Source organism: Pseudomonas sp. AAC (assembly GCF_000725445.1).
Classification (GTDB): Bacteria; Pseudomonadota; Gammaproteobacteria; order Pseudomonadales; family Pseudomonadaceae; genus Pseudomonas; species Pseudomonas citronellolis.
In genome coordinates this window covers 1-10,263 of the sequence record NZ_KL647105.1, presented here as the reverse complement: position 1 = coordinate 10,263, position 10,263 = coordinate 1, and the positions used below count along the sequence as shown (strand labels likewise).

The following is a 10,263-nucleotide window of genomic DNA, read 5'->3' as shown; positions in this document are numbered from 1 at the left end:
CGGGGGCCGCGCGAGCCGATCGATTCCGCCCGGGTCGCGCGTCCAGCTGCGGCTTGCGCATGGGCGAGACCGCCAATTGAAAAGACCGCCCGGGGCAACCCGGCGGTCTTTTCTGTCCGGGGCTCGGCGGAAGGGAGGGCTGGGCGGGGTGGTTTCCAGTAGTTTTCGCTGGAACGAAAAAAGGGCCTTTCGGCCCTTTTTTCAGTGACTTGCAAATGCCAGTGGACATTGGCGGCGATGACTTCGGTGAGCACTTTTCCCCGCAGACCAAGGTCTTCGCGCACATCCTCGCCAGCGAGGACGATCTCGAGTTGTCGGCCTCCGCAACACACCTGAGCCTCAAGTGCCGCCCAACGACCGCGCCCCCGTCTCCAGATCGAAGCGCCCTCCCTCGCCGGCCGATGCCGGCCCGCGCAGGAGACTTTCCGCGCGGCCCGTTCATGATCGATCACTCTAGTGGGAATTACAGCTTTCTGATTGGCCCGGGATACTGCGCGATGGCGGAATCGTGCGTCACCAGGAGCATGCCTTCGGCGATAGCTTGGGCTACCAGGAGCCGGTCGAACGGGTCGCTGTGGTGATGTGGAAGCACACCGACACCGATCGTATGGGCGTTGAGAATTGGCAGTTCCTGATAACCGGCGCCCATCAGCGCTGCGTACAGAAGGCTTGGGTCGACCTGGAAGTCAGGCTTGCCTAGCGAGTTTTTGATCGAGATTTCCCAAATGCTTGCGGCGCTGAAGAACAGTTGGCTTGACGGAGTGTCGATCATGTTGCGGGCAGTTGCCGGGAGGGAGGGCGAGTTGGCAGCTGTCCACAGCAGTATGTGCGTGTCGAGAAGAATCCGCATTGATCAGCTCTTGCCGTAGAACATCGCCTCGATGTCGGCAGCGAACGGCGAATCAATGTCATCGGGGACGACGATCTGCCCCTCCAGCATACCGATGCGCTTTACAGGCTCATCGGAGATCGCAGTTACCTTCACCAGCGGCTTGCCGGCTCTGGCGATGACGAATGCAGCACCTTTGCTTGCCTGATCGACGAGCTTGGACAAGTTCGTCTTGGCATCGTGGATATTCACGATCTCTAAGTGGTTGATGTTCATCATGGCCCTCTCCGATCCGACGGGCTTTGGGGTTTTACGGGTTATACCTACCGGATCGACTAAGTTAGTCCATCCAACTCAACCAACTGGACCAGATTGGTTAGCCCTCGTTGGTTTTGCAAGCGATCTTCATATCAGCCGGCCGATCACCAGACCAATGTCTATCGCTGCACCTCGCCTCAGATCATCGGCTTGTCGTCGATTCGGTCCCGCGCGGCGCTTGCGGCCAGGGCGTCGAAGGTTTCCGCGCTCAGCGCCTCCTCGCCCTGCTCGTCGAGCAGCCGGCGGAACACCAGGTGCTCCGGGAAGCTGCGGCCGATCAGCGTCAGCAGGCGCACGCCACGCTCGGTCAGCTCGAAATTGTTGCCGGTGCCGCCATGGTCTCGCGGCCGGTCCTGGATGAAGCCGCCGTCGAACAGCACGCCCTCCAGGTCGCCGGCCACGCGCTTGATGTGGTCGACGCTGCCGCCCAGCGGCTCGCCCTGGGCCAGGCGTTCCTCGGCCACCTCCTCGCCGTACTCGCGGGCCTTGTAGGGTTCGTCGGCGCATTGCTGGGCGTGCAGCAGCAGTTGTTCGATCAGGTCCCAGTCGTAGCTCATGGCATGTCTCCCGCGCTGTTCTTTTCGTTGGCTTGCCGGTGTTTCGCGCCGGCCCTGCCTGTTGCGACTGCCCGGCCCGCCATGGGTTCGAACGCACCGAGCAGCGGCGCGCTGTTCCGTTGGGCAATTCTTTCGAACTCGCCGCCGCCACGGCTTCCAAAGCCTGGTGAGTGCCGCGCCGCGAGGCGTGGCCGGCCACTGCGCCCGCGTGGCGCTTCAGCGAAGGAGCCCGATCATGAGTGCGAACCTGCAAGGCAAGAAAGTCCTGATCATCACCGCCAACGCCGGCATCGAGCGCGACGAACTGCTGCGCCCGCTGCAGGCCCTGAAGGATCAGGGCGCCAGCGTCAGCCATGCCAGCATCCAGGGCGGCGAAGCCCAGACCTGGCTCAAGGACAGCGAGAAGGACGTGACGGTGAATTCCGATGCCCGGCTCCAGGGCCTGAGCGCCGCGGACTACGACGCCCTGGTGATACCCGGCGGCACGGTCAATGCCGACACCCTGCGCCAGGATGCCGATGCGCAGCGCCTGGTCCGCGAGTTCGCCGAGGCCGGCAAGACGGTCGCGGCGATCTGCCATGGCCCCTGGCTGCTGATCGATGCCGGCGTGGTCTCCGGCAAGACGCTGACCTCCTATTCCAGCGTGCGCACCGACCTGGCCAATGCCGGGGCCGAGTGGGTGGACGCGCAGGTCAAGGTCTGCCCGGCCCAGGGCTGGACGCTGATCACCTCGCGCAACCCCAACGACCTGCCGGCCTTCAACGAGGCCATCGGCCAGGCCCTGGCGGCCTGAGGTCCATCCAGACAGACAGAGGGACAACAGATGAGTGCACAGAATCTGGGCCGCTGGGAGCGGCTGTTCTCGGTGGCCCTGGGCCTGGCCGGGATGCGCAACGGTTTTCGTCGCGGCGGCCTGCAGGGCTGGCTGGAAGTGGGCGCCTCGGCGCTGATGGTCAAGCGCGGCCTGACCGGCCATTGTCGGGTCAAGGCGGCGCTGCTCGGCCACGGGTACGGGCATGCCGAGGCTGCGCCTGGCGTCATCCCTGGGCCGGCTCGCGAAAGCCAGGAAAAGCGCGTGGACAACGCCCTGGAGGAAACCTTTCCGGCCAGCGACCCCATCTCGCCCTGAAGGGGCGCGCAAATGAGCGGCGTCCCGGCGCGGTCGAACGGCTGCGCCGGGTGCAATCAGAGTGGGGAAAAAGAAGCTTCATCCCTGAAGCGAGGCATCTGAACAAAGGAACCGAAGTGATTCTAGGTACAAGCCCAGGGCGCTTCCACATTCATTGAAAATACTGTTGAAACCCTTCACAAGCTCCTGATAAGGCGTGCATTTTGCCACGTAATCCGTGTAATTCGCCTGATATCCACTGGCTATCGCGGCGCTGCCATCGGCAACCTTCCTGCTTATAACCGGCAACTTTAAAAAACCTCACCAAGGTTATATTCAAAATTTCTTCACGTCGGTTTTCCGCCTTGAAACAGCCCGGGGCTTACCTTAGTTTTCCCTTCCGCAACCTGTCGGCGTCTTGCAGAAATCCAACCCCATATCGTGAAGTCGCCCGATGGAAAGATTGCTCTCCCCGCAACAGCAACAAGAGGCGGTCAACGTCTTTCTGCGCCTGGTGCCCACCCTGGCCAGAGAGATAGAACTTTCACAACTCGCAAGCGACGAGGATCTGGACTCCTATCGACTCAGGAAGGGCTGGGGCGAACTTTGCGCGCAAGCCAAGCATTCGGGGCTGGAGCCCTGGTTGTTCGCCCATATGTTGCTCGGCACGCCGAGCGAAGAATTGGAAAGACTCAAGGCGTTGCGCAGACATATGACCTTCCGCTGAAGCCGCTTCTCCGGTCCCGAAGAAGCCTGTTCAACCTGCTGCTGGTAATCGCTGCCCAAGGAGGTCACCGCCTGCTGGCCGACGATGGCCAGCACCGGCTGGTGCTCCTGCGCGCGTCGTACAGTCCGTTGAGCAGGTGGATGGCGCTGGCCAGGCAGACACCGACCTCAGCAATGCGCCGAAATGCATCGGCAAGGGCGTGAATGGATGCTTGAAAAAAGCACCCCGTCCCTGGGGCGTGCATATCAAGGGGAGTTCGCAATAACTATTCAGGCAGAGCCTGGCAGGTGGCGCAATCGACATTGAAAAATCGAACCGATAAAGCCGATTCCCGCATATTGCATGAACGATTGCCGGCCGATGACCGCATCATGCTGATATCCAAATGATGCTATCGCTTCTTCGCGCCCAGTGAATCCGCGGCATACAGCGAATTGCTCGAAATTTGCGCGCAACGTCGTATCCATAATTTCAACTGATGGCCTTTTTCGCTTGAGCCACCGCACTTACAGGCGTACTTTTTCAGGTCTTCTGCTACATATTTCCCTGGATGTTCTCGGGGGCCTTTCCCTTCACCAGGCTTTTCCTCCCCTCCTCATGCAAATCCTATTGAACTCCGCGCAGCGGCAGGCTGCCGTGGCGGAGTTTCTTCGCCGCGTTCCTGCCCTGGCCCGGGAGATCGAACTGTCCCGCCTCGAGGAAAACGAAGACGCACAGGCCTACCGCCTGCGCAAAGGCTGGGCCGAGCTGTGCATCCACGCCCGCGCCATGGGCATCGAGCCCTGGCTGTTCGCCCACCTGCTGATCGGCACCCCGGCCGAACAGGTCGAGCGGTTGAAGAACACGCGCAACCCGCTGCTGCCCGACTGAACCTGCCCTGCCCGGCCGCTCACTCGCCGTGCTCCGCCGAGCCCGGCGGCTGCGCCATGCCGCGCGGCCCGGCGATGCCCCAGATGGCCAGGCCAACCACCGGGAAGATGGCGATCAGCAGCGCCCACAGGGCCTTGGCGTTCACGCCCTTGTCGCTGCGGAACACGCTGACGATGGCCCACAGGTCCAGCAGCACGATGATCACCGCCACGGCGATCAGCATCAGGGAGACGAACGGGGTCATGGCGCACCTCCTCGGCACAGTCGATGTCTGCGGTGGGCCGGCCCGCGCGGCCAAGGTTCCATCGCCTGGACCGGCGCCGCGGCGGCGTACCGTTCGTCCCGGTGGCTGAACATGGCCGCCGCCCTCCAGTCCTCCGAGAGACCGCCGGGGTCATGCCGGCGGCCAGCCATCGACCTACAGGAGGACCGGCACATGGGTTGGAACGACCATCGGGACGCCGCATTCACCGCCGCGCTGCGGCAGTTGTTCGCCCAGGGCAGCCTGGAACCGGACAGCCGCGAGGAGATCCTCGCCCGCTACATCCTCGAGCACGGTTTCGCCGCGCTGTCCGAGGAGCAGCAGCAACGCTTCCGCGACGAACTGCTGCCGCGGCTCAGGGAGGTCTCCGGCGCCGCCGTCCTGCCGATGGACATCCCCCTGCAGGAAACCACCCCGCCGCCCAACGGCGGCATCAGCGATCCGGGCATCAACGACCCGGGCAACGAAGACCCCGGCTCGCTGCTGGAAAGCGAACTGCCGGACGCCGACACCAAGCATTCCCGCTGACGGCCCGGCGCAACGGAAGGAGGCTCATCGATGATCCCGTTCACGACCCTGCTGACCCAACCGAAACACGCCTGGGGCGACCTCAGCGCCAGCGTCGACCGTCACCCGCGGGCCTTCGTGCCGCTGTGGCTGGCCCTGCCGCTGATCCCGGCGATCTGCCTGTTCATCGGCACCACCCAGGTGGGCTGGCGACTGCCGGGCAACGACCAGACGCAATACCTGAGCGCCAGCAGCGGCGCGTTGCTGGCGCTGTGGTGCTACCTGGGCTTTCTCTGCGGGGTGGTGATCATGGCCTACCTGGTGCGCTGGGTGCTGTTCCGCACCGAGAGCCGGCCGGACATCGGCCGCAGCATGGCCTTCACCACCACCATCGCCGTGCCGCTGATGCTGGCCGGGGTGGTGGCGCTGGTGCCCTCGCGCTGGCTGATGCTGCTCGCCGCCGCGCTGGCCACGGCCTGCTCGGCCTTCCTGCTGTTTTCAGCGGGCTGCCGGTGTTCATGCACCTGCGCCAGCGCAAGGCGGTGTTCTATGCCGGCTGCATCCTTGGCTTCGGCTTCCTGGCGCTACTGACCACGGCCTTCGCCTTCCTCGAACTCTGGGGGCAGAGCATGGCCGGCAGCGGCGAATACCTGGAGCAGTGAGCCCGGAGGCGGCAGCGGCTCCTCCGGGGGCTGCTGCATGGGCACCTCCTCGGGGAAGTCCTCGGGCACCTGGCTTTCCCGCTCGGGCAGCGTCGGCGGCTGCTCGGGCTGGGGCCGCTGGAGTTCGGTGAACGGGGCCATGGCGTACCTCCTGGGCAAGGGTGGCTGTCACCCTTGCTTTGGACGCGGCGCCTCAGTTTGGTTCGGTTTTTCCGGCCTCGGCCTGCACCTCCACCAGCAGCGCCAGCAACTGCTCGCGGTCGAAGGGCTTGGCCAGGCGCCGCAGCGACGCGGGGCAGCCCTCCAGGCGCGCCGAATAGCCGCTCATCAACACGCAGCACAGCGCCGGGTGCGTCTGCCGGGCGCGCTGGATCAACTGCATGCCGTCCAGGTCGGGCATGGCGTAGTCGGTCAGCAGCAGGTCGAACGCATCGCCTTCCTTCTCCAGCAGCTCCAGGGCGTGCTGCGAGGAGTCGGCGCGGCGCACTTCGCAGCCCAGCTCCAGCAGCATGGCCGCGGTGCCGGTCAGCACCAGCGGGTCGTCGTCGACGATGAGCACACGCAGTTCCACCGTTTCCGGCAGCGCCGCCTGGGCCGCCGTGTCCTCGGCGTCGTCCGCTTCGCCGTCCGTCGCCGGAAGCACCGCCGGCAGCCAGATTTCCGCGGTGGTGCCCTGCCCCGGCGCGCTGTGCAATATCAGTGCGCCGCCCTGCTGCTGGGCAAGGCCGTGGACGATGGACAACCCCAGGCCGGTGCCCTTGCCGGTGGCCTTGGTGGTGTAGAAAGGCTCCGCCGCCCGGCGCAGGGTCTCGGCGTCCATGCCCTGGCCGGTGTCGGAGACCGCCAGGCACACGTAGTCGCCGCCGGCCAGGTTGGTGCGCTGGCCGTCCAGCAGCGTCTCGTTGCGCGCCGAGATGGTGATGGCGCCGCCCTGGGGCATGGCGTCGCGGGCGTTGGTCGCCAGGTTGATGATCGACAGTTCCAGCTGGTTCTGGTCGCTCATCACCCGGTTCAGGTGCAGCGGGAAGCGCGTTTCGATAGTGATGGTCGGCCCCAGCGAGCTGAGCAGCAGCTCGCTCATGTCCTGCAGCAGCGTCGGCAGCTCGATCGGCTGCGGGAACAGCCGCTGCTTGCGGGCGAAGGCGAGCATCCGCTGGGTCAGCTGGGCGCCGCGGCGGGTGGCCTCCAGGGCGTTGCGCCAGATGTCCTGGACGCGCTCGGCGTCGGCCGGCAGGTGCCGGTGCAGCAACTGCAGGCCACCGATGATCACCGTGAGCAGGTTGTTGAAGTCGTGGGCGACGCCGCCGGTGAGCTGGCCCAGGGACTCCATCTTCTGCGACTGGACCAGCTCGTTGCGGGCCCGCTCCAGTTCCTCCTGGGCGTAGCGCTTGTCGGTGATGTCGCGGGTGATCTTGGCGAAGCCCAGCAGGGTGCCGGCCTCGTCGTGGACCGGGTCGATCACCAGGTTGGCCCAGAAGCGGCTGCCGTCCTTGCGCACCTGCAGCCTCTCCTCCTCGTAGCGCCCCTCGGCCAGGGCGATGTTCAGGCTGCGTTCGGGCACGCCGTCGTTGCAATCCTCGACGGTGTAGAAGCAGGAGAAGTGCCGGCCGACGATCTCCTCCGGGCGGTAGCCCTTGATCCGCTGCGCCCCGGAGTTCCAGCTGGCCACCCGGCCGTCGGGTTCGAGCATGTACAGCGCGTAGTCGGACACGCCGTTGACCAGCAGGCGGAACTGCTCCTCGCTGCGCCGCAGCGCCTGCTCGGTCTCGTGCTGGGCGGTGCGGTCGCGGGTGATCTTCACGTAGCCCAGCAGCTCGCCGCTGTCGTCGCGCACCGCGTCCATCACCACGTGGGCCCAGAAGGTCGAGCCGTCGCGGTGCAGCCGCCAGCCCTCGCTTTCATAGCGGCCCTCGCGCGCCGCGGTGGCCAGCGCCCGCTCGGGCAGCCCGGCCTCGCGGTCGGCGGGCAGGTAGAAACAGGAGAAATGCCGGCCGATGATCTCGCGCGCCTCGTAGCCCTTGAGCCGCTGCGCCCCGGAACTCCAGCTGCCGACCAGGCCGTTGGGGTCGAGCATGTAGATGGCGTAGTCCGTCACTGCCTCCATCAGCAACCGATAGCGGGCGTCCTCCACCAGTTGCGCATTGCTGGCGATCGTTCCTGACATGGCGTTCCTCCACCGAATCGCTTCAGCAAAGCACAGCTTCGCCGGGCGCACCTCCCTGGCCGCCCAAAGGAGCACCCCGGCGTGCGTCAGCCCAGCACCAGGCGGTTGGCGCGCTCGCCCACCACCATCTCGGTGATCCAGCGCACCAGGATGTCGGTATAGGCGTCCTGGGCCAGCTCGGTGCTCAGGGCGTGATCGGCCTCGTCGATCATCCGGTGCGTCAGCGAATGGGTCTGCTGGAAGGCGGCGCGGTAGCTGAGGATGGTGGCGCGGGGGATGAAGTCGTCGTGCTCCGACTGCACCAGCAGCACGTCGCCGGTGAAGGCGGCGCAGGCGCGCAGGGCGCGGTTGCTCGCCGCCGGCACGCGGCTGGAGCGGTACGCCATCAGGTCGTCGCGGGGCAGCTCGCGCTTGGGCCGGTCCCAGTCCTCGTCGCGGTACAGCGCCGGCACCCGCAGGGCCAGCCAGCGGATGCGGCGCAGCTCGGTGAGGATGCAGGCGAGGTAGCCGCCATAGCTGGTGCCGACCACGGCAATGGCCTCGGGGTCGATCTGCGGGTGCGCGGCCAGGCGGTCGTAGGCGGCCAGCAGGTCGCGCAGGTTGTGCTCGCGGCTGATCCACTCGCGCTGGCGCTCCTCGGCGCCGTGCCCGCGCAGGTCGAAGGTCAGGCACACGCAGCCCAGGCCGGCGATGCCGCGGGCGCGCTTGAGGTCGCGCTGCTGGCTGCCGCCCCAGCCGTGCACGAAGAGCACGCCGGGCACGTGGGTGCGCGGGCTGAGGAAGTTGCCCTGCAGGCGCAGGGAGTCGACATCGATGTCGACGCGCTCGTCATAAGGCGTCATAGGTCCTCCACCATGGCGTATTTCAACAGGAAGTCGCCACGCCGGTCGGGGCCGCGGTAGATCACCCGGGCATTGGCCGGCAGCGCCTTGTCCTCGAATATCTCGAAGGACGAAGCACGCACCGCCTGCAACGCCGGATCGGCTACGAAGGCCTGCAACGCGGCCAGTTCCGCGCCGCTGGCGCCGCCGACGCGCCAGGACTGCTCCAGCACGCCGCTGCGCGCGCGGCCGGCGGCATCGATGCCCTGGGCGACGTCGTAGTTGCGCCGCGAGGCGAAGAAATGCGGCAGGCACTGGCTGGCGGCCCGGTCGAAGGCCCGGCCCTGCTGGATGGCCAGGCGCACCTCGGCGGCCAGGTCCAGCCCCAGCAGGGCGTCGAAGCCGCCGCGCACCACCAGCAGGTCGGAGCCGCCGTAGACCAGCTCGCCGCGGGCGTTGCGGTTCTGCTGCTGGAAGCCGTGGTAGGACAGCAGCACGCCGCTGACCTGGGCCTGGCCGACGCTGTGGGTGCGCACCTCGCCGAGGTCGTCCTCGATGGCCAGGCCGGCCAGGTAGTCCGCCTCGTCGTAGCCCGCCAGCGCGGCCTCCAGTTCATCCGCATCGGCCACCACCCGCTGCCCCAGGCCGCCGCGCGCGCCGGCCGGCTTGAGCCGCTGCGGCCCCCGCGGCAGGCGCGCGCTGGCGCAGCGCCAGGCGTCCTGGCGGCAGAACGCGCTGTGGCCGTCCAGCACCACCGGCGCCACCCGCTCGGCGAAACCGGCCGCCCAGCCCTTGGGCGTCAACGCGGCCTGCTCGATCAGCGGGTGGACGATGGCCTTGCCGGCCTGGTGGGCCTGCTCGACGTAGCCGCCGAACAGGTCCAGCGGCCCCTGCACGCCCAACTGGCGGGCCTGCTCGCGGCCCACCAGGGTCTCGCTGGGCACCCAGTAGTAGTGGCGCTGCGGGTCGCGTTCCGCGGGCGGGCCGTCGAAGAACTCCAGCCCCTGGATTTCCGCCAGCCAGCGAGCCAGTTCGCGGTTGCTGCAGGCATCCTCGGGCGCCGGTTCGGCCTGCGGCGAGGTGGCGATGACGATACGGCGGTTCTCGGCGTGGATCATGCGGCCGCTCCCTTCGTGCGTGGCACATGAACACTCGACTGTGCCCGCAGTCAGTGGTTCTACACGCCCGATGAAGCGAGGACAGGACGATGGACCAGGACCGCGAAGCGCAGATACGCCAGATGTCTTGCAGGCCGCGCCGAGGCGCTTTTCGTAGGATGGGTTGAGCCTGCGAAACCCATGCGGTCATGGTGATGGGTATCGCTTCGCTCAACCCATCCTACGGGTGTGTTTGCCGCGGAGATAGGTGCCGGGGATCAAGAGCACCCTCACCCCAGCCCTCTCCCGCAAGCGGGAGAGGGGGCCGTCCGTGCCGAGAG

At 66.6% G+C, this 10,263-nt stretch carries 15 protein-coding genes and 1 pseudogene; 6 read left to right on the top strand and 10 right to left on the bottom strand.

All coding sequences use genetic code 11. From position 1 onward, the window contains the following. The 4 genes from FG99_RS32675 to FG99_RS30580 all read right to left on the bottom strand — a co-directional run. A partial coding sequence (locus FG99_RS32675; protein ID WP_218187156.1) for a hypothetical protein occupies positions 1–284 on the bottom strand: 284 nt, incomplete at its 3' end. A 179-nt stretch (positions 285–463) separates the two neighbouring features. After that, positions 464–850, bottom strand: a complete 387-nt coding sequence (locus FG99_RS30590; protein WP_043274037.1) for a type II toxin-antitoxin system VapC family toxin — start codon at positions 848–850, stop codon at positions 464–466. A gap of 3 nt (positions 851–853) precedes the next feature. Continuing rightward, complete coding sequence (locus FG99_RS30585; RefSeq protein WP_206779269.1) at positions 854–1,108, bottom strand: type II toxin-antitoxin system Phd/YefM family antitoxin; 255 nt, start codon at positions 1,106–1,108, stop codon at positions 854–856. Positions 1,109–1,284: 176 nt separating this feature from the next. Continuing rightward, positions 1,285–1,704: a hypothetical protein gene (locus FG99_RS30580; protein ID WP_043274036.1), complete on the bottom strand. Its 420-nt coding sequence runs from the start codon at positions 1,702–1,704 to the stop codon at positions 1,285–1,287. Between the two features lie 235 nt (positions 1,705–1,939). Between FG99_RS30580 and FG99_RS30575 the strand changes: the two genes are divergently transcribed. From FG99_RS30575 to FG99_RS30565, 3 genes are all read left to right on the top strand, one after another. Next, a complete protein-coding gene (locus FG99_RS30575) occupies positions 1,940–2,497 on the top strand; it encodes a type 1 glutamine amidotransferase domain-containing protein (protein ID WP_043274035.1) in 558 nt (185 codons plus the stop codon). Between the two features lie 30 nt (positions 2,498–2,527). Then, a complete protein-coding gene (locus FG99_RS30570; RefSeq protein WP_043274033.1) occupies positions 2,528–2,833 on the top strand; it encodes a YgaP-like transmembrane domain in 306 nt (101 codons plus the stop codon). Between the two features lie 433 nt (positions 2,834–3,266). Continuing rightward, positions 3,267–3,539, top strand: a complete 273-nt coding sequence (locus FG99_RS30565; RefSeq protein ID WP_009619846.1) for a hypothetical protein — start codon at positions 3,267–3,269, stop codon at positions 3,537–3,539. A 20-nt stretch (positions 3,540–3,559) separates the two neighbouring features. Here FG99_RS30565 and FG99_RS33040 read toward each other — a convergent pair. Next, positions 3,560–3,756, bottom strand: a pseudogene (locus FG99_RS33040) (thiamine pyrophosphate-binding protein); the annotation flags it as partial. A 419-nt stretch (positions 3,757–4,175) separates the two neighbouring features. Here FG99_RS33040 and FG99_RS30560 point away from each other — a divergent pair. Continuing rightward, positions 4,176–4,409, top strand: coding sequence for a hypothetical protein (locus tag FG99_RS30560; protein ID WP_176707202.1), 234 nt, complete (start codon positions 4,176–4,178; stop codon positions 4,407–4,409). A 19-nt stretch (positions 4,410–4,428) separates the two neighbouring features. Here the strand turns inward: FG99_RS30560 and FG99_RS30555 are convergent, their stop codons facing one another. After that, positions 4,429–4,653: a PLD nuclease N-terminal domain-containing protein gene (locus tag FG99_RS30555; RefSeq protein ID WP_009619843.1), complete on the bottom strand. Its 225-nt coding sequence runs from the start codon at positions 4,651–4,653 to the stop codon at positions 4,429–4,431. Positions 4,654–4,845: 192 nt separating this feature from the next. Between FG99_RS30555 and FG99_RS30550 the strand changes: the two genes are divergently transcribed. Beyond that, positions 4,846–5,199 carry a hypothetical protein gene (locus FG99_RS30550; RefSeq protein WP_043274030.1) on the top strand — a complete coding sequence of 118 codons (354 nt, stop codon included), beginning with the start codon at positions 4,846–4,848 and terminating at the stop codon, positions 5,197–5,199. 30 nt (positions 5,200–5,229) lie between these two features. Then, positions 5,230–5,769 (top strand): Yip1 family protein, encoded by a 540-nt coding sequence (locus FG99_RS30545; protein ID WP_256205150.1) that lies wholly within the window; start codon positions 5,230–5,232, stop codon positions 5,767–5,769. On the opposite strand, the gene FG99_RS32590 is transcribed toward FG99_RS30545, so the two are convergent. From FG99_RS32590 to FG99_RS30530, 4 genes are all read right to left on the bottom strand, one after another. Next, positions 5,763–5,981: a hypothetical protein gene (locus tag FG99_RS32590; protein ID WP_009619840.1), complete on the bottom strand. Its 219-nt coding sequence runs from the start codon at positions 5,979–5,981 to the stop codon at positions 5,763–5,765. The genes FG99_RS30545 and FG99_RS32590 overlap by 7 nt on opposite strands. Before the next feature lie 52 nt (positions 5,982–6,033). Next, complete coding sequence (locus FG99_RS30540; RefSeq protein WP_043274029.1) at positions 6,034–8,004, bottom strand: hybrid sensor histidine kinase/response regulator; 1,971 nt, start codon at positions 8,002–8,004, stop codon at positions 6,034–6,036. 86 nt (positions 8,005–8,090) lie between these two features. Next, positions 8,091–8,846 (bottom strand): alpha/beta hydrolase family protein, encoded by a 756-nt coding sequence (locus tag FG99_RS30535; RefSeq protein WP_043274028.1) that lies wholly within the window; start codon positions 8,844–8,846, stop codon positions 8,091–8,093. After that, positions 8,843–9,943 carry a DUF3182 family protein gene (locus FG99_RS30530; RefSeq protein ID WP_043274027.1) on the bottom strand — a complete coding sequence of 367 codons (1,101 nt, stop codon included), beginning with the start codon at positions 9,941–9,943 and terminating at the stop codon, positions 8,843–8,845. Before FG99_RS30530 ends, FG99_RS30535 begins: the two co-directional genes overlap by 4 nt. Between the last annotated feature and the right edge of the window lie 320 nt (positions 9,944–10,263).

What these genes read in the sequence shown, in the direction of transcription:
- FG99_RS30545 (WP_256205150.1), top strand. Translation starts at nt 5,230, where the DNA reads ATGATCCCGTTCACGACCCTGCTGACCCAACCGAAACACGCCTGGGGC.
- FG99_RS30575 (WP_043274035.1), top strand. Translation starts at nt 1,940, where the DNA reads ATGAGTGCGAACCTGCAAGGCAAGAAAGTCCTGATCATCACCGCCAAC.
- FG99_RS30555 (WP_009619843.1), bottom strand. Translation starts at nt 4,653, where the DNA reads ATGACCCCGTTCGTCTCCCTGATGCTGATCGCCGTGGCGGTGATCATC.
- FG99_RS32590 (WP_009619840.1), bottom strand. Translation starts at nt 5,981, where the DNA reads ATGGCCCCGTTCACCGAACTCCAGCGGCCCCAGCCCGAGCAGCCGCCG.
- FG99_RS30580 (WP_043274036.1), bottom strand. Translation starts at nt 1,704, where the DNA reads ATGAGCTACGACTGGGACCTGATCGAACAACTGCTGCTGCACGCCCAG.
- FG99_RS30585 (WP_206779269.1), bottom strand. Translation starts at nt 1,108, where the DNA reads ATGATGAACATCAACCACTTAGAGATCGTGAATATCCACGATGCCAAG.
- FG99_RS30565 (WP_009619846.1), top strand. Translation starts at nt 3,267, where the DNA reads ATGGAAAGATTGCTCTCCCCGCAACAGCAACAAGAGGCGGTCAACGTC.
- FG99_RS30590 (WP_043274037.1), bottom strand. Translation starts at nt 850, where the DNA reads ATGCGGATTCTTCTCGACACGCACATACTGCTGTGGACAGCTGCCAAC.
- FG99_RS30540 (WP_043274029.1), bottom strand. Translation starts at nt 8,004, where the DNA reads ATGTCAGGAACGATCGCCAGCAATGCGCAACTGGTGGAGGACGCCCGC.
- FG99_RS30530 (WP_043274027.1), bottom strand. Translation starts at nt 9,943, where the DNA reads ATGATCCACGCCGAGAACCGCCGTATCGTCATCGCCACCTCGCCGCAG.
- FG99_RS30535 (WP_043274028.1), bottom strand. Translation starts at nt 8,846, where the DNA reads ATGACGCCTTATGACGAGCGCGTCGACATCGATGTCGACTCCCTGCGC.
- FG99_RS30570 (WP_043274033.1), top strand. Translation starts at nt 2,528, where the DNA reads ATGAGTGCACAGAATCTGGGCCGCTGGGAGCGGCTGTTCTCGGTGGCC.
- FG99_RS30550 (WP_043274030.1), top strand. Translation starts at nt 4,846, where the DNA reads ATGGGTTGGAACGACCATCGGGACGCCGCATTCACCGCCGCGCTGCGG.